23 protein-coding genes are annotated in these 20822 nt (G+C 67.1%); 12 read left to right on the plus strand and 11 right to left on the minus strand.

Annotated features, from left to right (window positions below; translation table 11 throughout):
- Positions 1–5 precede the first annotated feature (5 nt).
- The 6 genes from ACIQC9_RS06120 to rsmA all read left to right on the plus strand — a co-directional run bounded on the left by ACIQC9_RS06120 (position 6) and on the right by rsmA (position 8009).
- Positions 6–1142, plus strand: a complete 1137-nt coding sequence (locus tag ACIQC9_RS06120; RefSeq protein ID WP_400613481.1) for an LptF/LptG family permease — start codon at positions 6–8, stop codon at positions 1140–1142.
- Positions 1139–2263 carry an LptF/LptG family permease gene (locus ACIQC9_RS06125; protein WP_400613483.1) on the plus strand — a complete coding sequence of 375 codons (1125 nt, stop codon included), beginning with the start codon at positions 1139–1141 and terminating at the stop codon, positions 2261–2263. Before ACIQC9_RS06120 ends, ACIQC9_RS06125 begins: the two co-directional genes overlap by 4 nt.
- Positions 2264–2307: 44 nt before the next feature.
- Positions 2308–4746 carry an LPS-assembly protein LptD gene (locus ACIQC9_RS06130; RefSeq protein WP_400613485.1) on the plus strand — a complete coding sequence of 813 codons (2439 nt, stop codon included), beginning with the start codon at positions 2308–2310 and terminating at the stop codon, positions 4744–4746.
- A 75-nt stretch (positions 4747–4821) separates the two neighbouring features.
- Positions 4822–6180 carry a peptidylprolyl isomerase gene (locus tag ACIQC9_RS06135; RefSeq protein WP_400613487.1) on the plus strand — a complete coding sequence of 453 codons (1359 nt, stop codon included), beginning with the start codon at positions 4822–4824 and terminating at the stop codon, positions 6178–6180.
- Positions 6177–7178 carry a 4-hydroxythreonine-4-phosphate dehydrogenase PdxA gene (gene pdxA, locus ACIQC9_RS06140; RefSeq protein WP_400613489.1) on the plus strand — a complete coding sequence of 334 codons (1002 nt, stop codon included), beginning with the start codon at positions 6177–6179 and terminating at the stop codon, positions 7176–7178. The genes ACIQC9_RS06135 and pdxA overlap by 4 nt, the downstream gene beginning before the upstream one ends.
- 9 nt (positions 7179–7187) lie before the next feature.
- Positions 7188–8009 carry a 16S rRNA (adenine(1518)-N(6)/adenine(1519)-N(6))-dimethyltransferase RsmA gene (rsmA, locus tag ACIQC9_RS06145; RefSeq protein ID WP_400613491.1) on the plus strand — a complete coding sequence of 274 codons (822 nt, stop codon included), beginning with the start codon at positions 7188–7190 and terminating at the stop codon, positions 8007–8009.
- Here the strand turns inward: rsmA and ACIQC9_RS06150 are convergent.
- The 10 genes from ACIQC9_RS06150 to ACIQC9_RS06195 form a co-directional block, all read right to left on the minus strand.
- Positions 8003–8521, minus strand: a complete 519-nt coding sequence (locus ACIQC9_RS06150) for a hypothetical protein (RefSeq protein ID WP_400613493.1) — start codon at positions 8519–8521, stop codon at positions 8003–8005. The genes rsmA and ACIQC9_RS06150 overlap by 7 nt on opposite strands.
- 64 nt (positions 8522–8585) lie before the next feature.
- A complete protein-coding gene (gmk, locus tag ACIQC9_RS06155) occupies positions 8586–9227 on the minus strand; it encodes a guanylate kinase (RefSeq protein WP_400613495.1) in 642 nt (213 codons plus the stop codon).
- Positions 9217–10083, minus strand: coding sequence for a YicC/YloC family endoribonuclease (locus ACIQC9_RS06160; protein WP_400615404.1), 867 nt, complete (start codon positions 10081–10083; stop codon positions 9217–9219). The genes gmk and ACIQC9_RS06160 overlap by 11 nt, the downstream gene beginning before the upstream one ends.
- A 14-nt stretch (positions 10084–10097) precedes the next feature.
- Positions 10098–11282 (minus strand): endolytic transglycosylase MltG, encoded by a 1185-nt coding sequence (gene mltG, locus ACIQC9_RS06165; protein ID WP_400613497.1) that lies wholly within the window; start codon positions 11280–11282, stop codon positions 10098–10100.
- Positions 11283–12563 (minus strand): beta-ketoacyl-ACP synthase II, encoded by a 1281-nt coding sequence (gene fabF / locus ACIQC9_RS06170; RefSeq protein WP_400613499.1) that lies wholly within the window; start codon positions 12561–12563, stop codon positions 11283–11285.
- Between the two features lie 109 nt (positions 12564–12672).
- Entirely contained in the window at positions 12673–12912 is a 240-nt protein-coding gene (locus tag ACIQC9_RS06175) for an acyl carrier protein (protein WP_105564338.1), read from the minus strand.
- 172 nt (positions 12913–13084) lie between these two features.
- Entirely contained in the window at positions 13085–13825 is a 741-nt protein-coding gene (fabG, locus tag ACIQC9_RS06180) for a 3-oxoacyl-[acyl-carrier-protein] reductase (protein WP_400613501.1), read from the minus strand.
- A gap of 19 nt (positions 13826–13844) precedes the next feature.
- The gene (gene fabD / locus ACIQC9_RS06185) at positions 13845–14789 is read right to left on the minus strand and encodes an ACP S-malonyltransferase (RefSeq protein ID WP_400613503.1); all 945 of its coding nucleotides are present in this window, start codon (positions 14787–14789) and stop codon (positions 13845–13847) included.
- Positions 14790–14868: 79 nt separating this feature from the next.
- Positions 14869–15144: a hypothetical protein gene (locus ACIQC9_RS06190; RefSeq protein WP_400613506.1), complete on the minus strand. Its 276-nt coding sequence runs from the start codon at positions 15142–15144 to the stop codon at positions 14869–14871.
- Positions 15145–15227: 83 nt separating this feature from the next.
- Positions 15228–16634 carry an FAD-binding oxidoreductase gene (locus tag ACIQC9_RS06195; RefSeq protein ID WP_400613508.1) on the minus strand — a complete coding sequence of 469 codons (1407 nt, stop codon included), beginning with the start codon at positions 16632–16634 and terminating at the stop codon, positions 15228–15230.
- A gap of 55 nt (positions 16635–16689) precedes the next feature.
- Between ACIQC9_RS06195 and ACIQC9_RS06200 the strand changes: the two genes are divergently transcribed.
- The 3 genes from ACIQC9_RS06200 to ACIQC9_RS06210 all read left to right on the plus strand — a co-directional run bounded on the left by ACIQC9_RS06200 (position 16690) and on the right by ACIQC9_RS06210 (position 18609).
- Entirely contained in the window at positions 16690–17112 is a 423-nt protein-coding gene (locus ACIQC9_RS06200) for an NUDIX hydrolase (RefSeq protein WP_400613510.1), read from the plus strand.
- Positions 17113–17180: 68 nt separating this feature from the next.
- Positions 17181–18149, plus strand: a complete 969-nt coding sequence (locus tag ACIQC9_RS06205; protein ID WP_400613512.1) for an SPFH domain-containing protein — start codon at positions 17181–17183, stop codon at positions 18147–18149.
- Positions 18150–18153: 4 nt separating this feature from the next.
- Complete coding sequence (locus ACIQC9_RS06210; protein ID WP_400613514.1) at positions 18154–18609, plus strand: NfeD family protein; 456 nt, start codon at positions 18154–18156, stop codon at positions 18607–18609.
- Here ACIQC9_RS06210 and rnhA read toward each other — a convergent pair.
- Complete coding sequence (gene rnhA, locus ACIQC9_RS06215) at positions 18606–19046, minus strand: ribonuclease HI (protein ID WP_400613516.1); 441 nt, start codon at positions 19044–19046, stop codon at positions 18606–18608. The two genes, ACIQC9_RS06210 and rnhA, sit on opposite strands and share 4 nt — an antisense overlap.
- A gap of 105 nt (positions 19047–19151) precedes the next feature.
- On the opposite strand from rnhA, the gene ACIQC9_RS06220 reads away from it, so the two are divergent.
- The 3 genes from ACIQC9_RS06220 to tatC are packed head-to-tail and all read left to right on the plus strand — an operon-like array spanning position 19152 to position 20804.
- Complete coding sequence (locus ACIQC9_RS06220; protein WP_400613518.1) at positions 19152–19370, plus strand: twin-arginine translocase TatA/TatE family subunit; 219 nt, start codon at positions 19152–19154, stop codon at positions 19368–19370.
- Between the two features lie 28 nt (positions 19371–19398).
- Positions 19399–19923, plus strand: coding sequence for a Sec-independent protein translocase protein TatB (gene tatB, locus ACIQC9_RS06225; RefSeq protein ID WP_400613520.1), 525 nt, complete (start codon positions 19399–19401; stop codon positions 19921–19923).
- Positions 19920–20804, plus strand: coding sequence for a twin-arginine translocase subunit TatC (gene tatC / locus ACIQC9_RS06230; RefSeq protein WP_400613523.1), 885 nt, complete (start codon positions 19920–19922; stop codon positions 20802–20804). Before tatB ends, tatC begins: the two co-directional genes overlap by 4 nt.
- Positions 20805–20822: the final 18 nt, after the last annotated feature.

Below are 20822 nucleotides of genomic sequence, written 5' to 3' on the forward strand. Positions count from 1 at the left end.
CCTTCATGACACTGATTCAAGGCTATCTTTTCCGCCAGATCGCCAAGCCGGTCATCGCCGCGTGCGCCGCGCTGGCCGGAATCGGGATTCTGAGCCAGAGCCTCGATCAACTTGAGGTCATCGTTGAACGCGGCCAGAGCGTCTGGGTGATGATCAAGCTGACCCTGCTGGCGGTCCCGCAACTGTTGGCCGTCATCCTGCCGATCGGCCTGTTCGTGGGTGCGCTGATCGCTCTCACCCGTCTTCAGCGCGAGCAGGAGCTGACGGCCGTGTTCGCGTCTGGCGTGACCCGCTGGCAGGCGATCCGGCCCGCCGTGAAGATCGCCGTCATCGCTGCGCTGGCGACGCTCGCCACCACCACGACTCTCCAGCCATGGGCCCAGCGTGAGGCGCGGGCGCAGGCGTTCGCCATCCGCACCGACCTCGCCGCCCTGCTTGTCGAGGAAGGCCGCTTCGTTCAGGGCCCGGACGGGCTGACGGTCTATGTGCAGCAGATCGAGCAGAGCGGCCTGCTGAAGAATCTCTTCATCTACCTGCCCCGCCCCGACGGCGAGGCGATCACCTGGGACGCGGCCGAGGCGCGGTTCGAGCGGGTCGACGGCCTGCCGGTCGTGACGATGATCAACGGCTCGACCACCCGCTACTCCAGCCGGGGCGTGCTGACCTACGGCTCGTTCAGTCGCAACGTCTTCGACCTGTCGCCCTATACGAACGTCACCGAACAGATTCGCTACAAGCCGTCGGACCTGTATCTGACCCAGTTGCTCGATCCCTCGCCGCAGGACCTGCAGCAGGTCGGGTCGGCGGGAGAGCTGGCTGCAGAGGCTCATTCACGCCTGTCATCGCCGCTGTACGCACTGGTGGCCATGGCGATGGCGCTCACTGCGATTCTCGGCGGCGCCTACAGCCGGACCGGCTACAGCCTGCGCATCGCCAAGGCTGCGGGCGCCTTCCTCGTCGTCCGGGTGCTGGGCTACGCCATCGTCGCCGCCAGTGCGTGGAACGGGTGGCTGAATATCCTGCAGTACGCCTTGCCGATCGCGGCGACGGCGATCTCACTGAAGCTGCTGTTCCGTGCCTTGAAACCGAAACGTCGGCGTAGCTGGCCGGTCTATGAACGCTTCAAGGCGAGGTTCGCATGAGGCGGCTGCTCCCTGTGCCGCGCCTTCGACTCGGTCGGATCGAGCGCTACGTGCTGGTTCAGCAGGCGAGGTCGCTGCTGGTGGCGCTGGGCGTGATCTCGGCGCTGATCATGCTGATCGACTTCGTGGAAATTTCGCGGGGCGTCGGGTCGGACGTCGACCTGTCGGGCGTGCGCATTCTCGGGTTGATGCTGCTGAAGTCGCCGCAGGTCATCCTGCAGCTTCTGCCGTTCGTCTTCCTGTTCGGCACGCTTGGAGCCTTCGTGGCCCTGAACCGGCGCAGCGAGCTGATCGCCATGCGCGCGGCAGGGGTGTCAGCCTGGAGGTTCGTGCTTCCGGCGGCGGGCGCGGCCTTCCTGTTTGGCGTTGTCACTGTCACGGCGCTGGGTCCCGCCGCGTCGTGGGCGGATGGCCTGTTCCAGCGCGAGCGGGCGCGCCTCTCCGGCTCTGTCGCCGGCGCCGGGCCGCAGCAGGCGGTCTGGCTGCGCGAGGGCGACGACGCCCGCCAGATGGTGATCCGCGCCGAGCGACAGGACCGGTCAAACGGGCGTCTGCTGGGCGTCAGCTTCTTCGTCTACGCCAACGACGGCACGGGCGTTCGCACCTTCTCCGAGCGGATCGACGCGGCGACGGCGACGCTCAGCAATGGCCGCTGGCGGCTGACAGATGCCGTGGGCGCGCAGGCGGGTCAGCGGGCGGTGCGCTACGCCACCCTCGACCTGCTTTCCAGCCTCGCGGACGACGAGGCGTTCGAACGCTTCGCCCGGCCGCAGTCGACGCCCTTCTGGTCTCTGCCCGCCCAGATCACGCGCGTGAACGACGCCGGCTTCTCGTCCACCGCCTACCGGCTCAGGCTGCAGCAACTTCTGGCGACGCCCCTGATGTTTGCGGCCATGTCGATTCTGGCCGCCGCCTTCTCGCTGCGCCTGATGCGACTGGGGGATCTGGCTAAGATGAGCGCGGCTGCCGTGGTGCTGGGTTTCGGCTTCTTCTTCGTCAATCAGGCGGCGTCCGCCTTCGGCTCGGCGGAAGTCATTCCGCCGTGGCTGGCCGCATGGTTGCCGCCCTTGTTGACGGCGCTCGCCGCCTTCACCTTGCTGTTCTATACCGAAGACGGCTAATCGGTCCGTCCGCGCCCGCCCGACCGACGATCAAGTGAGCCTACATGCCGCGTGACCCCCGCGCAGATTCAGGAGCCCTGCGCTTCAGGTTGCTGAACGGCGCCGCTGCGCTGTCAGCCCTTGCGATTTGGGGCCCGGTTCACGCCCAGACCGCGGCGCCGCAAACCCCGCCCCCGTCCGACGGACTTGCGGCCGACGCCGTCTACATCGACGCAGACAGTGCGACGCGTGAGGGCGATGTAATCATCGCCAGCGGCGCGGCCGAACGCGTACTGGCCCGCTTCCGCGGCGCGACGCTGCGGGCCGGTGAGGTCCGCTACGATCTGACCCGGCGCACAGCCGCCGCCACCGATCGGGTGGAACTGACCAATGCGGAGGGCGACACCGTCTTCGCCAGCCAGCTTGAGCTGGACGCAGACCTGAAGGCGGGCGTCGCCGTCGACTTCGCAACCCGCTTCCGCAACGGGGCGAGCCTGATGGCGGCGACGGCGGTCAGGCGCAGCGAGAACGTCAACGAGCTGAACTACGCCATCTTCACCCCCTGCCCGATCTGCGACGCAGACGGCAATCCGAAGCAACCGAGCATTTCGATCCAGGCCGAGAAGGTCGTGCAGGACGAGGCGTTGCGCGCCGTCTTGTACCGGAATGCAGTGTTCCGTCTGGGCGGTGTGCCGGTGTTCTACACGCCCTTCTTCGCCCACCCGGACCCTACGGTGGAGCGGGCGTCCGGTTTCCTCGTGCCGATCCCCAGCTATGACGAAGGGCGGGGCTTCAGTCTCGAGACGCCGTACTACCAGGTGGTCTCCCCGTCCGAGGACTGGCTGATCAGCCCCCAGTTCAACACCGACGTTGCGCCGCTGCTGAACCTGCAATGGCGCCGGCGCTTCACGGACGGGACGATCGTGGTTCGGGGCGGCTACACCTACGAGCGAAACTTCGGCGACTTCGATCTGGACGGCGACGGCGACGCGGAGAGCAACGTGCCGTTCGGCGACCACACCCACCGCAGCTATCTGCTGGGCTATGGCCGCTTCGATCCGGAAGGGCCATGGCGCTGGGGCTTCACGGCCGAGCGGACGTCGGACAAGACCCTGTTCGACCGCTACGACGTGCGATCGCCCTATCAGGATAACGGCCTCTACTACGGAGACCAGCGCCGGCTGATCAGTCAGGCCTATATCGAGCGCCAGACCCAGCGGTCCTACATCTCGGTCGCCGCATTCAGCATCCAGAGCCTTCGGGTGGCGCAGTTCGATCCGGTGACGCCGGCGCTGAACGTGTTCGAGCGAGACAACGCCCTCCCTATCGTCGCGCCGCTGATTGAGGCCCGGTGGGAGCCGGACAGCCCCATTCTTGGCGGACGGTTGAGATTGCGCGGCACCGCCGTGGCGCTCACCCGCGACGACTTCGTGGGCGGCCCGGTTCTGCGACCGCCGCTGATTCCCGCAGGACCTACGGCTGGCCTGCCCGGCGTGGATACCCGACGCGTGTCCGGTCAGGCGGAGTGGCGGCGAGCCTTGATCTCGGCTGGCGGCGTGCGGTGGGAGCCGTTCATCGATGTGCGGGGCGACCTGTATTCGGTGTCGGACCTGCCGCCGATGCTGGGTTACGACAACGAATCGATCACGCGCGGCCGGGCCACGGCGGGCGTGGACGTAACCTATCCCTTGATCCGGCGGTTCGACGGACTGGACGTCATCCTCGAACCGATGGGTCAACTGTCCGCTTCGACCCGGCCCGATCTGGATGCGCGCATCCCGATCGAGGACAGCCAGACGCTGGAACTGGACGAAAGCGCCCTGTTCCGCATCGACCGCTTCCCCGGCTACGACCTCTATGAAGGCGGCTTCCGCTTCACGGCCGGCGCTCGCACGACCCTGCGCTGGGAAGGCGGCCGGCAGGCCAGTCTGTTCGTCGGACGCAGCATCCGCAGCGACGCCGAGCCCGAGTACCTGGTCCCTTCCCCCGACCTGCCCAGCGAGCTCTACGATCCGTCGGGCCTCGGATCCGACACCTCGGACTGGGTGGTGCAGGGCTCGTTTTCCCCGTCGGACCAGTTCCGCGGCTGGGGGCATGCCACGATCGATTCGGGCGGCGACGTACGTCGCGCCGAGGTCGCTGTCGACGGACGTTGGGGCCGGCGTAACCTAGCGACGGTCAGCTATATCATCGACCGCTCCAACCCGATCGCGGGCCCGAACAACCGGAACTATGAGTTCCTGCAGTTGGCCGGCCAGCAGTTCGTCGTCGGCAACTGGGGCGTCGCCTTCGCCGGCATTGCGGACCTTGAGCGCACGCCGCGCCCCGGTCAGCCTGATCCCAGCGCCCTGGTTCGATCCGAAATCGGACTGTTGTTCGACGACGAATGTCTGCGGATCGAACTGGGGTGGCGCCGCGACAACACGAGCGTACGGCCTTCCGGCCCCTCCGAAGGCCCATATGTGCGCCTAACCCTCGCCACTTTCGGCGGTACAGGATATTGACGGCGACTGTGGACGCCAAACGGGGCGTGAGCGGCTCGCCAACCGGCCGGGCGGCTTGAGGAATCTAGGACTGACATGCGTTTGATGCGTTACATGACCAGTGTGGCGATGGTCGCCCTCATGGCCGGCTCTGCGGTCGCCCAGACCGCGCCCCAGCCGACGCCGCAGACGGCGCCGGCGGCCGCAGGCTCGCTGAACCCCGCCGCCGAACAGGCGCCCGCGCAGGCCCCGGCCGCCGCGCCCGAGTTCCAGCTGTCCGACGGCGTTCTGGCTACGGTCAACGACAGCGTCATCACCGGCTTCGACCTGCGTCAGCGCATGCTGCTGTTGATCGCCATGACGCAGGTCCAGCCGACGCAGGAGAACCTGCCGGCCATCTCGCGTCAGGCGCTGAACAACCTGATCGACGAGCGCCTGCAGCTTCAGGAGCTGGCCAACTACAAGGACCTTCGGGTTTCCGATCAGGAAGTCGACGAGGAAATCGGAGCGATGGCGCAAGAGGCGGGGATCACCGCCCAGGACTATCTGCGCTTCCTCGAACAGGGCGGCATCCGCCCCCAGACCCTGCGCGAACAGATCCGCACCCAGATCGGCTGGCAACAGCTGGTGGGCGGCCGCTTCCAGTCGCGGGCGCGGGTCAGCCGCTCGGCCGTCGACGCCGCCATGCGCCAGCTGAACGAGGCCGCGTCCAAGAAGCAGTACCTGATCGGCGAAATCTATCTGGAAGCCTCGCGCGTCGGCGGCCAGCAGGCGGCCGTGAACGGGGCCAACCAGCTGGTCCAGCAGATGGTTCAGGGCGCGCCCTTCCAGGCCGTGGCCCAACAATTCTCGGCCGCGCCCTCGGGCCCTCGCGGCGGCGACGCCGGCTGGGTTGTCGAAGGCACGGTCCAGCCCGCCCTGCAGGCGGCGCTTGACCAGCTGGCGGTCGGCCAGCTGTCGCGCCCGATCCCGGTCGAGGGCGGCGTCTACATCCTGTACATGCGCGACAAGCGCGACGGCGCGGCGGTCAATCTGGTTCAGTTGAAGCAGGTCATGATCGAGCTGCCGGAAACGGCGTCGCCGGATCAGGTCGCGGCCGCCAACACGCGTCTGGAGGCCCTGAAGCCCCAGCTGACCTGCGACACCATGCTGGCGCGGGCGACCTCGGAACAGGGCCTGCTCGGCTCCGATCTGGGCGAAAGCGATGTGGCCAATCTGGCGCCCCAGTTCCAGCAGGTCGCGCGGTCGGCCGAGGTCGGTTCGGTCAGCTCACCCGTGCGCACCCCGCTGGGTCTGCATCTCCTCGCCGTCTGCGGCCGTCGCGCCGGCGGACCGCAGGCTCCTGATGTCCGCGCGGTCGAGAACCAGCTGTTCCGTCAGAACCTCGCCACGCTGGGCCGTCGCTACATGCGCGACCTGCGCGACGACGCGCTGATCGAATACAAGCAGCAATGACCGGGTCCGCCCCGCTGGCCCTGACCATGGGCGAACCAGCGGGCGTGGGTCCCGAGATCATCGCCAAGGCCTGGACCGCTCTGAGGCAGGACGGCGCGCCGTTCGTCGTGATCGGCGATCTGACCTTGATGCGGGCGCAAGGCGTGCCGTGCCGAAGCGTCACCGCCCCGTCGGACGCTTCGGATGTGTTCGCCACCGCCCTGCCAGTGCTGGACCTTCCCGTGAAGTCGCCGCCGGTCGCCGGGCGGCCGGACCCTGCGAATGCGGGCGTGACCGCCGACTGGATCGAACAAGCCGTCAGCCTTGCCCTGTCCGGCGACGTCTCCGGCGTTGTCACCGCTCCGATCGCCAAGGCGCCGCTTTACGCCGCCGGCTTCCGGTTTCCCGGCCATACGGAGTTCATCGCCGAACTGACCGCCGACGCGCCCTTCGCGGGAACGCGGGGACCGGTGATGATGCTGACGGCCCGGGATCTGCGGGCCTGTCTGGTGACCATCCATGTTCCCCTCGCCGAGGTGCCGGAACTGGTCACCGAAGAGCGAGTGATCCGCACGGCGCGGGTCGTGCACGAGGCGATGAAGCGGGACTTCGGCATCGATCGGCCCCGCCTGGCGCTCGCTGGCCTGAACCCGCATGCGGGCGAAGGCGGCGCGCTGGGCTTGCAGGAGATCGAGGTTCTTACCCCCGCCGTCGAGAGCCTGCGCGCCGAGGGCGTCGCCATCACCGACCCCCTGCCCGCCGATACCCTGTTCCATGACGAGGCTCGCAAGACCTACGACGCGGCCATCTGCCTCTACCACGATCAGGCCCTGATCCCGGTGAAGACGCTGGACTTCTGGGGCGGTGTGAACGTCAGTCTCGGCCTGCCGATCATCCGGACTTCCCCCGACCACGGCACGGGCTTCGATATCGCCGGCAAGGGCGTCGCCCGCCCGGACAGCCTGATCGCGGCCATCCGTCTGGCTTCGGAGATGGCGGCGGCGCGCGCGGCGCGCTAAGGCCGGACCGTGACCGACCTTCCGACCCTTCGCGAACACCTCGATGCCCATGGGCTGGCGGCGAAGAAGAGCTTCGGCCAGCACTTCCTGCTCGACCTCAACGTCACCCGGAAAATCGTGCGGCTTGCGGGCCCCTTTGAGGGCCGCTGCGTGGTCGAGGTCGGCCCCGGTCCGGGCGGCCTGACCCGCGCCCTGCTGGAAAGCGATGCGGGCAAGGTGGTTCTGGTCGAGAAGGACCCCCGCTTCATTCCGCTGTTGTCGGAGCTAGACGACGGGTCCGGCCGTCTGAAGATCGTCGAGGGCGACGCCCTGAAAGTCAGGGAGGCCGAACTTGTCGACGGGCCGGCGCATCTGGTTTCCAACCTGCCCTACAACGTCGGCACGCCGCTGCTGATCAAATGGCTGACCGGGCCGTGGCGTCCGTACGCCCTGACGCTGATGTTCCAGAAGGAGGTCGCCGAGCGGGTCGTGGCGCAGGTCGGTGACGACGCCTACGGCCGGCTGGCGGTGATCGCTCAGGCGACCGCGGACGCGCGGATCGTGATGCATCTGCCCGCCGCCGCCTTCACGCCGCCGCCCAAGGTGGCCAGCGCCGTGGTGCATCTGGTCCCGCTGGCGAACCCGCCGGAGCCCGCCATGCTAAAGCGGCTGGAGCGCGTAACCGCCGCCGCATTCGGACAGCGGCGCAAGATGCTGAGATCCAGCCTCAAAACGCTGGGGGGCGGCGCACTATGCGAGGCTGCCGGGATCGAGCCCGATGTGCGCGCCGAGACAGTGGATGTCGCAGGCTTCCTTCGTCTGGCCGCAGCCCTTGAGCCTCAGGCTCAGTAGAAGGCGTCTTCCCGACGGAAATCCGGCCTCGGTCCCGCTCCGGAATAACCGGCGTCCTCGGCAACTCGGCGTTCAGCCATCCGCTGCTCCCGCTCGGCCTCGCGCCGACGACGCGCCTCGCCATAGTCCGGCCGCGGCGCGTCAAACCCGAAGGCAAGGCGGTCTCCCCCGCTGTTCTGCGATGCCGCCGTGTAGATCGTGATACTGGCGACATCCTCAGGTCGGGCCGGCGCCGCGATCAGATGGGGATCAGCGGGCGCCTCTTCGTAGAGCCACGCGGTTTCAGCGTATGGCGGCGAAGGCGGCGGCGGGGGCCGGTGCTCATAGCCATCTACGACTGAGCCGACATCCATCACCGATCCGGGCGTGATTTCCCGCTCGGGCGGCTGGAAGAAAGCAATCTGCAAGGCTTGGCCTGACGCTGCCCGGACAGGCGCATGGCCCGACAGTGCAAGGCTGGTGACGACCGCTACAGCGACTGTCGCGACGCCGCCCGCGAGAACTGCGGGCATCCAGCGTTTCCGGTCAGGCGATGAGGTCATGCCGCAGGAACGGCGCTCGCCGAAAAGGGTTGCCCTAGACCTGCTCGCTCAGCAGCGCCGATCGGTAGCCTTCGACCCACAGGTTCCGCCGCCGGCGGCTGCGTTCCGCGTGATAGATGTGCGCCAGCTCGGCGTACGACCGGTCGAAGTCATCGTTGACGAAGACGTAGTCGAACATGTCGCAATGCTCGATCTCGCCCTTGGCGTTCTGGATGCGGCGCTCGATCACGTCGTCCGCGTCCTGCGACCGGGTCACCAGACGGCGGCGAAGTTCCTCCAGGCTGGGCGGCAGGATGAACACGCGAACGGCGTCTTCCGGGCATTTCTCCGCGATGTCGCGGGCGCCCTGCCAGTCGATGTCGAACAGCACGTCCCGACCTTCGGCCAGAGCCTTGTCGATCGGCGGGCGCGGGCTGCCGTAGCGATTGCCGTGCACATCCGCCCATTCAAGGAAGGCGTCTTCGTCGATCAGGCGCTGGAATTCTTCGTGGCTGACGAAGTGGTAGTCGCGGCCTGCGACCTCACCGGGACGGATGTCGCGGGTGGTCATCGAGATCGACAGCTCCAGACCGCCATGGTCCGCCATCAGCCGGCGACACAGGCTGGTCTTGCCCGCACCCGACGGGCTGGCGACGATCAGGAGGACGCCCCGGCGGGGCGTGCGTTCATTCGACATTCTGGACCTGTTCGCGCAGCTGTTCGATCACGGCTTTCAGCTCGAGGCCGATTCCGGTGAGCGCGGTGGTAGCCGATTTGGAGCAGAGGGTGTTCGCCTCCCTCATGAATTCCTGCATCAGGAAGTCGAGTTTTCGGCCGGCGGGGGGTTGCTGCAACAGGGTGCGGGCCGAGGCCACGTGGGCGCCCAGCCGATCCAGCTCCTCGCGCACATCCGCCTTGGTCGCCAGCGCTGCGGCTTCGAGGAAGATGCGATCTTCCAGACCAGGCGCGTCCGGCGCCAGTTCGGTCATGCGGCGGGAGAAGCGTTCGCGAATGGCGTCGGTCTGGGCGGCGGCCTCGGTCTCGGCCTGAGCAACGAGGGTTTCGATGCGGTCGACAAAGCCGGCGATCACCGGTTCGAGCTGACTGCCCTCCCGTTCGCGAGAGGCCTTCAACGCGTCCAGCGCCTGATCGATGGTCGCCGCGATCTGGGTCTCGATAGCCGCTCGCGCGTCCGGGTCCTGATTCTCGTCCGCCACATCGAGGACGCCGCGCAGGGCAAGAAGGCCATCCGCCGACGGCGGCGTGCACCCGTCCTCGGCCAGCTGGTTGGCCAGTTCGAGATAGCGAGCCAGAACCGCTTCGTTGACCTGAAGCGCAGCATCGGCCGCGGCCGTCCGGCGGGCCTGAACGCCGACAGTTACCTGTCCACGCTGCAGTCGCGCCTGTGCCGACGCCTTCGCCAGCCGTTCAAGGTTGTCGAAGCCGGGCGGGCCCCGAAACCGCAGCTCAAGTGTCCGGCCGTTGACCGAGCGCGCCTCGACAGACCAGCTCCAGTCGCCCGCTGCGCCGTCCGCCCGACCAAAACCGGTCATGCCCGAGATGGCGCTCACTGGGCGGGCGCCGCTTGCGGGACGCGGATCACCTTGGCGCCGGGCGGCACCACATAGGCGTCAGGCGCCGTGGCGGCCGAGTCCGGCGAGGCGTTCGGAACGGGCGAGATCCCGGGCGCCACCGGAGCCACGGCCTCAGGCGGCAGGCCCGCGCGCTGACGCTCTATGGCGCGCCAGCGGGCGACGTTGGCGAGGTGCTGCTCGTACGTCTCGGCGAAGACATGCCCGCCGGTCCCGTCGGCGACGAAGAAGATGTCGCGCGTCCGGGGCGGGTTCAACACGGCCGCGATGGACGCCGCGCCCGGATTGGAGATCGGCGTCGGCGGCAGGCCATCGATCTGATAGGTATTGTACGGCGTCGAGGCGGCCAGTTCGGACGCGCGTATGCCCCGGCCGAGCGGCCGACCCTGGGTGATGCCGTAGACGATCGTCGGATCGCTCTCCAGGCGCATGCCGGAGCGCAGTCGATTTGAGAAGACGGCAGCGACGCGGGGCCGCTCGGACGCCACGCCCGTTTCCTTTTCCACGATGGACGCCAGAATCATCGCCTCTTCGGGCGAGCGCACAACGGAGCCGGGACCGCGCTGGGCCCATAGCCGGGCCAGATTGTCATCGCGCGCGCGCCGCATGCGGTCGATCACCGACTGGCGGCTCGCGCCACGGGAAATTTCGTAGGTTTCCGGCCACAGCGAACCTTCATCGGGTGTTGTCTCGATCGTACCGGTCAGCAGGGTTTCGGCGTTCAGGATGTCGACCGCCTGCGCCGACGACCAACCCTCGGGCAGGGTCACGAAGCGCCGCACGACCTTACCGTCGACCAGCAGGGCGATTACGCCGCTGAGCGAGGTTCCCGATGGCACCTCATACTCTCCTGCTCGCAGCCGGCGGTCGGCCCCGGTCAGGCTTGCGGCGGCGCGAAACAGATCCGTTGAGCGGATAACCCCTGACGCTTTCAGTTGGGCGCCGATAGCGTTGACACCGGCGCCGCTGGGCAGCGTCACGATAGTCGTGTCGCCGGATCGCGCCGATGGACCGGGCGCGTAAAGCACCGCCCAGATCGCAATGAGGGCCACCAGAAGAAAGCCGCCGAAGGTCGCGCCGGCGGCCAGCAAGGCGGTCATGCGTCCCGATCGCGCGGGATAGGGGCGAGCCGGTCCGGTCCCGATCGGCTTGCGCGCCATCTAGTCAACCTTCTTGAAGATGACCGAGGCATTGGTGCCGCCAAAGCCGAAGCTGTTCGACATCGCCACGTCGATCTTCATCGGTTTGCTCTTGTGGGGAACCAGGTCGATCGCGGTCTCTTCCTCAGGGTTGTCGAGATTGATGGTCGGCGGCGCGATCTGGTCGCGGATGGCCAGCACGCTGAATACGCACTCGATCGCGCCGGCCGCGCCCAGCAGGTGGCCGGTCATCGACTTGGTCGAGGAGACCGCGAGGTCCTTCGCGTGATCGCCCACCAGCTTCTCGATAGCGTGCAATTCGATCCAGTCGGCCATGGTCGAGGTGCCGTGGGCGTTGACGTAGTCGAGGTCCGACGGCTGCAGGTCCGCCCGCTTCAGCGCTGCCTTCATGGCGCGCAGACCGCCTTCGCCATCTTCGGACGGGGCGGTGATGTGATAGGCGTCGCCGCTCATGCCGTAGCCGACGACCTCGGCGTAAATCTTCGCGCCGCGGGCCTTCGCGTGCTCGTACTCCTCCAGCACCATGATCCCGGCCCCCTCGCCCATGATGAAGCCGGCGTGGTCCTTGTCGTACGGACGGCTGGCCTGCTCGGGCGTGTCGTTGAAGGCGGTGCACAGGGCCTTGCAGGCGAGGAAGCCGGCGATGCCGATCGGCACGATGGAGCTCTCCGCCCCGCCGCAAACCATGACGTCCGCGTCGTCGAGCGCAATCATCCGGGCCGCGTCGCCGATGGCATGGGCGCCGGTGGCGCAGGCGGTCACAACCGAATGGTTCGGACCCTTCAGTCCGTGGCGGATCGAGATCTGGCCGCTGCCGAGATTGATCAGCGACATCGGAATGAAGAACGGACTGATCCGGCGTGGTCCCTGCTCCTTCAGGACCAGAGCCGTTTCCGCGATGGGGCCCAGGCCGCCAATGCCGGAGCCGACGATGACGCCGGTGCGTTCCCTGTCCTCTTCGCTCTCGGGCTTCCAGCCCGCATCGGCCAGCGCCTCGTCGGCCGCGGCGATGGCGTAAAGGATGAAGTCGTCGACCCGCTTGCGGTCCTTGGGCGACATGACCTTTTCGGGGTCGAAGCTGCCCGGAACGTCCGGCCCACCGCCGCCCCGGCCGTCGACAGACGGAATCTCGCCCGCGATCGTGCAGCCGTAGCCTTCGGTGTCGAAGTTGGTGATCGGCCCGATGCCCGACCGGCCCTCGAGGATGCCCTTCCAGGTATGCTCGACGCCCCATCCGAGGGGGGTCAGCAGACCGAGACCGGTAACGACGACGCGACGCATCAGGCGCGCTCCTTCACATTCGGATTCGAAGCCATAAACAATAATGGCCGCCGGACGGCCCCGCTAGGGGCGTCACGGCGGCCATCAAAGCCGTTGAACAGGTCGGCGATCAGCCGGCCAGCTTCTCGTCGATAAACTTCACGGCGTCGCCAACGGTCTGGATGTGCTCGGCGGCGTCATCCGGAATCTCGACGTCGAATTCTTCCTCGAAGGCCATGACCAGTTCGACGTTGTCGAGCGAATCAGCGCCCAGGTCGTCGATGAAGCTGGCCTTTTCGGTGACCTTGTCCGGATCGGCGTCCAGGTGGTCGATAACGATCTTGCGGACGCGTTCCAGGGTGTCGGACATGTTCTGTCTCTGCCTTCTAGCGCCGCCCGTAGGCGGCCGTTTGTCTCAAACCTTGCCGTAGGATCACGGCGCCGCTTGCGCAAGCCTATAACGGGACTCAGGCGAAGCGGTTGCGACCGCATTTAGCACAGCCATGACGTTGGGGAAGAGGCGTCACCTGCTGTGATCGATCCTAGATCATCGCCATGCCGCCATTCACGTGCAGGGTCTGGCCCGTCACATAGGCGGCTTCATCGGATGACAGATAGACGGCGGCGGCCGCGATTTCCGAGCCTTCGCCCAGCCGTCCGGCGGGAATGTTTTTCAGGATTGTCTCCCGCTGCTGGTCATTCAGCACATCGGTCATAGGCGAGGCGATGAAGCCTGGGGCGATGCAATTCACCGTGATCCCCCGCGAACCGACCTCTTGGGCCAGCGCCTTGGAGAAGCCGATCATGCCGGCCTTGGAGGCGGCATAGTTGGTCTGGCCCGGGTTGCCCGTGACGCCAACCACCGAGGTGATGCCGATGATCCGGCCGGTGCGGCGCTTCATCATGCCCTTCACCGCCGCGCGGGACAGGCGGAAGTAGCTCTCCAGATTGACCTTGATGACGTCGGAGAAATCCTCATCCTTCATCCGCATCAGCAGGCCGTCCTTGGTGATGCCTGCATTGGCGACCAGAATGTCCAGCGACGCGCCCGCCGCCTCTTCGGCCCGGCCGATCAGGCCATCGACGGACTCCGCGTCCGACAGGTTGGCGGCGGCGGCGAAAGCCCGCTCGCCCAGCTGACCAGCCAGATCCTGCAGCACCGCTTCACGCGTGCCGGACAAAACGACTGCGGCGCCCTGCGCATGCAGCGCCCGGGCGATCGCGCCGCCGATTCCGCCGGTTGCGCCGGTGACCAGCGCGGTTTTTCCGCTCAGATTGAACATGGTTTCTTCCTTCGATCTCTCAGAGCGACTTCGCGAACGCTTCAAGCTCTTCCGGAGCGTTCAGCGCCAGGCTTTCGGCGTCTGGCGCGATCCGCTTGGCCATGCCGGTCAGGACCTTGCCCGAGCCGATCTCGACGAAGCGGGTCACGCCGCCCTCGCCCGCCATCCATTCCATGCTCTCGCGCCACCGGACCCGACCGGTGACCTGTTCGACAAGGAGACGCCGCAGGACCTCCGGGTCGCTCTCCGGGCGTGCGGTCACATTGGCGATAATCGGCACTGCCGGCGCGGAGATGGTCGCGGACGCCAGAGCCTGAGCCATTTCATCGGCGGCCGGCTGCATCAGCGGGCAGTGGAACGGCGCCGATACATTCAGCGGGATAGCCCGCGCGCCCAGTTCCTTGGCCTTTTCGATCGCGCGGTCCACTGCGGCCTTGTCGCCGGAGATGACGACATTGCCGTTGTTGTTGTCGTTGGCGACCACGCAAACGCCGACTTCCGAACCGGCCTTCGCGGCCTCTTCAGCCAGCGCCAGATCGGTCCTAGGGCCGATCAGGGAAGCCATGGCCCCCTGCCCCACGGGAACGGCGCGCTGCATCGCCTGACCGCGCAGCTTCAGCAGGCGCGCCGTGTCAGCCAGCGAGATCGCGCCGGCGGAGCACAGGGCCGAATATTCGCCCAATGAGTGACCAGCCACGTACGCCGCCTTCGTCACATCCACCCCGAACTCCGCCTTCAGCACGCGCATCGCGGCGACGGAAACGGCCATCAATGCCGGCTGGGCGTTCTCGGTCAGCGTCAGCTGATCCTCGGGGCCCTCGCGCATCAGCTGCGACAGCTTCTGGCCCAGCGCCTCGTCCACCTCGGAGAAGACCTCGCGGGCGCTGGCGTAAGCGTCAGCCAGAGCAGCGCCCATGCCGACCGACTGGCTGCCTTGTCCGGGAAACAGGAGGGCGAGGGTCATGAACGGGGCTCCGCTGCCGTGAATCAAGGCGGGCAGCGGTAAGCCGATCAGACCGCAGGGGCAAGCCGGACGCGCCCGCTCAGGCCCAAAGGCGGATGACATCCTGCGAGATCGGGCCGTTGGAAAGCGCGGTGTTGGCGGTGTAGCTGACCTCGCTCTCACGTCCGCCGCAGACACATCGGAAACGCTGCGAACGCCCGGCCGCCGGCCAGTTCGACCGGGAACCGAAAACCGGACGCGGGTCCATCAGTGCCGCATGGGTACAGCGGGGCGCGAGGCACCGGATGATCAGCCGGCCGCGCGGGTTGGCGTCCGGATTGCGGGGTTCGTACCAGTCGCTGCGGATATCGCGCATGAGGGCCTCCTGCGCGCAGCCTAGGCTGCGACAACACGCGGCTTCAAGACCATTGTTCTATTTTTGTTCTGGTCGTCCACAGGTCAGAAGAGTACGGCCGGGTTCATGATCCGCAGCGGATCCATGGCATGTCGGATCGCCCGCATCGTCTCGATTTCGACGGCGGATTTGTAGCGCATGGCTTCCTCCGTCTTCAGCCGCCCCAGACCGTGTTCGGCGCTGATCGAGCCGTCATATCGGGCGACGACGTCGTGGATGACCTGCGAGCCTTCTTTCCAGCGACCGATGAAGGCCGCCACGTCCTGACCCGCGCCGGGCAGGACATCGTAGTGCAGGTTGCCGTCGCCGACGTGGCCGAAGACCGACACGCGCGCGCCCGGATGGAAGCGTTCAACCGCCGCCGTCGCCTCATCGATATAGTCCGCGATCCGGCTGATCGGGACCGAGACATCGTGCTTCCAGCCGCCGCCCTCGGGCTTAAGACCGGCGGAATGTTCCTCGCGCAGGCGCCAGAATGCGGCGCGCTGGGCGTCGTTCTGGGCGATGGCGGCGTCTGTGATCAGGCCTTCTTCAAAGGCGACCTCTAGCAGCCGCTCCATCTGGGCCTCGGCCGCGCCGGGCTGGCCCGAGGCGATCTCGATCAGGACATACCACTCCGGCGTCGACTCCAGCGGCTCGCGCGTGTCCGGGATGTTCTTCAGGACCAGCGCCATGCCAAGGCGCTTCATCAGTTCGAACGCCTCGACCGCCCCGCCCGTCTCGGCCTTGGCGCGGGCCAAAAGCTCAATGGAGGCGGCGGCGGCTTCGAGCCCGACGATGGCGACCGCGCGACTGCGCAGGACGGGAAACAGCTTCAGGGTCGCCGCCGTGACAACGCCCAGCGTGCCCTCGGCGCCGATCAGCAGCTGCTTCAGGTCATAGCCGGTGTTGTCCTTGCGCAGGCGCTTGAGGCCGTTGAACACCTCTCCGCTGGGCAGCACCGCCTCGATCCCCAGCACCAGATCCCGCATCATGCCGTAGCGGACGACCTGTGTGCCGCCCGCATTGGTCGAGATCACGCCGCCAATGGTCGCGCTGCCTTCCGCCGCCAGACTGAGCGGAAACGTGCGCCCTGCCGCCGAGGCTGCCTGCTGGGCTTCCAGCAGGGTGAGACCGGCCTCCACTGTCATGGCGTCGTCCAGAGGTGTGACGTCGCGGATCGCCCGCATTTTCCGTAGCGAAATCAGCACCTCGCCATAAGGGATCTGCCCTCCGACGAGGCCGGTGCCGCCCCCCTGCGGGATAATCGGCACGCGGTGCTCGGCGCAGATCCTGACCGCTCGCGCGACCTCTTCGGTCGACCGGGGCGTCAGCATCAGCGGCGTGTGGCCCGTCCAGCGATTGCGCCATTCCGTCAGCCAGGGGGCGATCAGCTGGGGATCGTCGGTCCAGCCGCCGTCGCCAAGGGCGGCCTTGAGGGCGTCGAGAGCCTGGGGTGACGGGGAGGTCATACCCTGTTGTGTCAAAGTCATGGGCGCGGCGGAAGGGCCAAGCTAGGGTTCGGCAATGACCGCGACCCTGCCCGCCCCCGTTCCCGCCGTCGGCGTCGTTTGCCTGCGCGGCGACGAGGTGCTGCTGATCCGCCGGGGCGCACCGCCGCGGCTGGGCGAATGGAGCCTGCCCGGCGGCCGGATCGAGCCGGGCGAGCGAGCCGTGGACGCCGCCCTGCGGGAGTTGCGCGAGGAGACGGGCGTGGAGGCGGAACTGGTCGGTCTGATCGACGTGGTCGACGGCCTTTTCCCGGAAGCGGGCCGGCATTATGTGTTGATCGACTACGCCGCGCGTTGGAAGAGCGGCGAACCGGTCGCCGGAGACGACGCCAGCGACGCCCGTTTCGTACCGGTTGAAAAGGCGATGGGCATGGTCGACTGGGCCGAAACCCGGCGCATCATTCGCCAGGCCATCGAAATCATTACAGCGAGTTCATGATCGGCCTGTCCGGTTTTTATGGCGCAGGTCCGGCCGCCTGCTAACCTTGGCGGGAAAGAGAGGCTTGCATGAGTTACGTCGCCATCATCGTTCTGGTCGTACTGGCCTTCGTCCTGCTGTTCAGCGTGGTGAAGATCGTGCCGCAAGGCCGTGAATTCACTGTGGAACGCTTCGGCAAATATACCCGGACGCTGGGCCCCGGCATCAGCATCCTGACTCCGTTCGTCGAACGGATCGGTCGCCGCATGAATATGATGGAACAGGTGTTGGACGTCCCGACGCAGGAGGTCATCACCAAGGACAATGCCGTGGTGAAGGTCGACGGCATCGTCTTCATCCAGGTGATGGACGCTGCCCGCGCCGCCTATCGCGTCGACAACCTGCCCTACGCCATCGCCCAGCTCTGCATGACCAACTTGCGGACCGTGGTCGGCTCGATGGAGCTGGACGAAGTGCTGTCTCAGCGTGACTCGATCAACACCCGCCTGCTGCAGGTCATCGACGCGGCGACCGAGCCCTGGGGCGTCAAGGCCAACCGGATCGAGATCAAGGATCTGACGCCGCCGACCGACATCACCAACGCAATGGCGCGTCAGATGAAGGCCGAACGCGAACGCCGCGCCGTCGTCACAGAGGCGGACGGCGAGAAGCAGGCCGCCATCACGCGCGCCGAGGGCGCCAAGCAGGCCGCCATTCTGGAAGCTGAAGGCCGCCGCGAAGCCGCCTTCCGCGACGCCGAGGCCCGCGAGCGTGAAGCCGAGGCCGAAGCCAAGGCCACCGCCATGGTGTCGGAAGCCATCGCCCGCGGCGACGTGAATGCGATCAACTACTTCGTCGCCCAGAAATACGTCGAGGCCTTCGCCGAACTCGCCCGCAGCCCGCAGCAGAAGACCGTCATCGTGCCGGCCGAAATGGGCGCGCTTGTCGGGACCCTGGCCGGCGTCGGCCAGCTGGTGGGCCTGGCCAAGGACCAGCAGAACGCGCCGCGCGCTACGCCGCCGCGTCCGCCCCGCACCTCAACGCCCCGCACGGAGTAGGCCCATGGACGCCCTGATCGACCTGCATTCGGCCCAACCCTTCTGGATCTGGCTCGCGATCGGCGTCTTGCTGCTGGCCGTCGAGGCGGCCTTCTCGACCGAGTGGCTGCTGTGGCCGGCGGTGGCGGCGGGCGTGACGGCGGTGGTCGCCGCCTTTGCGCCGCTGGGCTTCTGGGGCGAGACGGTGTTGTTCGCCGTACTGACCCTCGCCGCGACCCTGCTGTCGCGTCGCCTGATCCAGCGCGTGAACCCCGGCGACAGCCCCGACATCAACGCCCGTGACGGCCGGCTGGTCGGCCAGCGCGCTCAGGTGGTTCAGGCCTTCGTCGACGGGCGCGGCCGGGTATTCGTCTCGGGCGCCGAATGGGTCGCCGAGATCGACGGAGCCGCGCCGCTGGCCGGTGAAAGCGTGGTGGTCGAGTCGATCGACGGACCGAAGCTGAAGGTGCGCCCAGCCTAGCGAGGCAGTTCGTCGATCCCGCGATTCGCCAGGCCGTCGGCCCGCTCGTTCAGCTCATGGCCGGCGTGACCCTTGACCCAGTGCCATTTCACATCGTGCCGGCTGCGGGCCTCGTCGAGGCGTTTCCACAGGTCGTCGTTCTTGACCGGCTTTTTGTCGGCCGTCTTCCAGCCGCGCGCCTTCCAGCCACGAATCCATTCGGTAATGCCGGTCATCACGTATTTGCTGTCGGTGTGCAGGTCGACGCGGCACGGGCGAGTCAGCGCCTCGAGCGCCTGAATCGCCGCCATCAGTTCCATGCGGTTGTTGGTCGTCAGGGGCTCGCCGCCCCACAGTTCCTTCTCATGACCCTGCCCCGTCTGCAGCACGGCGCCCCAGCCTCCGGGGCCCGGATTGCCGCGACAGGCGCCGTCGGTGTGGATGATCACGTGACTCATGGGCGCGGTCGTAATGGTTTGCTTGGCGTCGCGCCACCGAACGGCCTATATGCGGCGTGAATGTTTGACCGGGCCGCGCATCGGCCCGAACGAGGAGAGACCGTCGTGGGCTCAATGAGCATCTGGCACTGGGCCATCGTCGCCGTGATCGTCCTGCTGCTGTTCGGCGGCCGGGGCAAACTTTCGGGACTGATGGGCGATGCGGCCAAGGGCGTGAAGGCGTTCAAGGACGGCCTGAAGGACACCGACGAGTCCAAGCCGCATGACGAGCGGGCGGGCGCCCTGCCCCATACGGACGAAGAAAAAGAACAGCTGAAGCGCTAGTCGCCGGGGCGAGTCCGGAGACTGACGGATGGGTGGTCTGGGCCCCGGCATCGGGGGCGCTGAATATCTGGTGATCGCTATCGTGGCCCTGCTTGTCGTAGGGCCCGAGCGTCTGCCTGCGCTTTTGAACAAGCTGGGCAAGATGGTCGCCAAGGCGCGCAACATGGCGAACGAGTTTCGCTCCAGCTTCGACGAGATGGCGCGTCAGTCGGAGCTCGACGACCTGCGTAAGGAGGTCGAGGCCCTGCGTCGCGGCCAGACCAACATGATGCCGCTCGGCCCTGACGCGGACGCGACCTTCCGCAGCATCAGCGACGACCTCAACCGGCCGCTGCTGGATACGCCGAAGCCTTTGCCTGCACCCGATGAATGGCCCGACCCTGCCGCGACGACGGTCGAAGCGCCGGCCGAACCCGCAACCGTTAAAACGCGGAAGCCTCGCGCCAAGGTGGCGGCGAAGAGCGCTGCCAAGCCTGCGAAGGCGAAAGCGACGACCGCAAAAGCTGCCGCCGCCAAGCCTCGCGCGCCTCGCAAGACGGCGGTGAAATCATGAGCCGCGTCGATCGCGACGAAGCCGAGATCGAGGCGTCGCGCGCGCCCCTGATGGACCACCTGATCGAGCTGCGATCGCGGCTCGTAGTCTGCGTCATCGCCTTCATTCTCGCCTTCTTCGGGTGCTTCTACTTCGCCGCCGATATCCAGTTGATTCTGATCCATCCCTTCCAGGCGGCGGCCGCCATGCATGCGGCGTCGGCCGGAACCGGCCACCATGTGAACCCCTTCGACCTGATCGCCGTTACGGCCTGGCTCAAGCCGATCCCGGCCGGCGGACAGGAGGCGGTCCAGCTGATCGCCACCGCCCCGCTGGAGCAGCTTTTCACCAAGATGAAGATCGCCGGCTTCGGCGCGATTGTGGTGGCTTTCCCGGTTCTGGCCTGGCAGCTCTACAAATTCGTGGCGCCGGGTCTCTATCGTAATGAGAAGGGCGCGTTCCTGCCGTTTCTGATCGCCGCGCCCCTGCTGTTCATGCTGGGTGCCGCGCTGGTCTATTTCGTCATGCTGCCCTTCGTCATGTGGTTCTCGCTGGGCCAGCAGGTCACAGGCGAAGGCGTTTCGGTCGCCCTGCTTCCGAAGATTTCCGAGTATCTGAACCTCGTTACAGCCCTGCTGCTGGCGTTCGGCCTCTGTTTCCAGCTGCCGATCGTCATGACCCTGCTGGGTCTCGCCGGCATCATCTCGTCGAAGCTGATGGCCGAGGGTCGTCGGTACGCCATCGTGGCCGTGGTCGTGGTCGCCGCCGTCGTGACGCCGCCTGATCCGATCAGCCAGCTGATGCTCGCCGTGCCGTTGTGCCTGCTCTACGAGGTCTCAATCTGGTGCGTTCGCCTGATCGAGCTGCGGCGCAAGAAGACCGAAGACGCGGTGGCTGCCTGACCGCCTGCGCTCGTTAGC

This window comes from Brevundimonas sp. NPDC092305, assembly GCF_044755415.1.
Taxonomy (GTDB): Bacteria; Pseudomonadota; Alphaproteobacteria; order Caulobacterales; family Caulobacteraceae; genus Brevundimonas.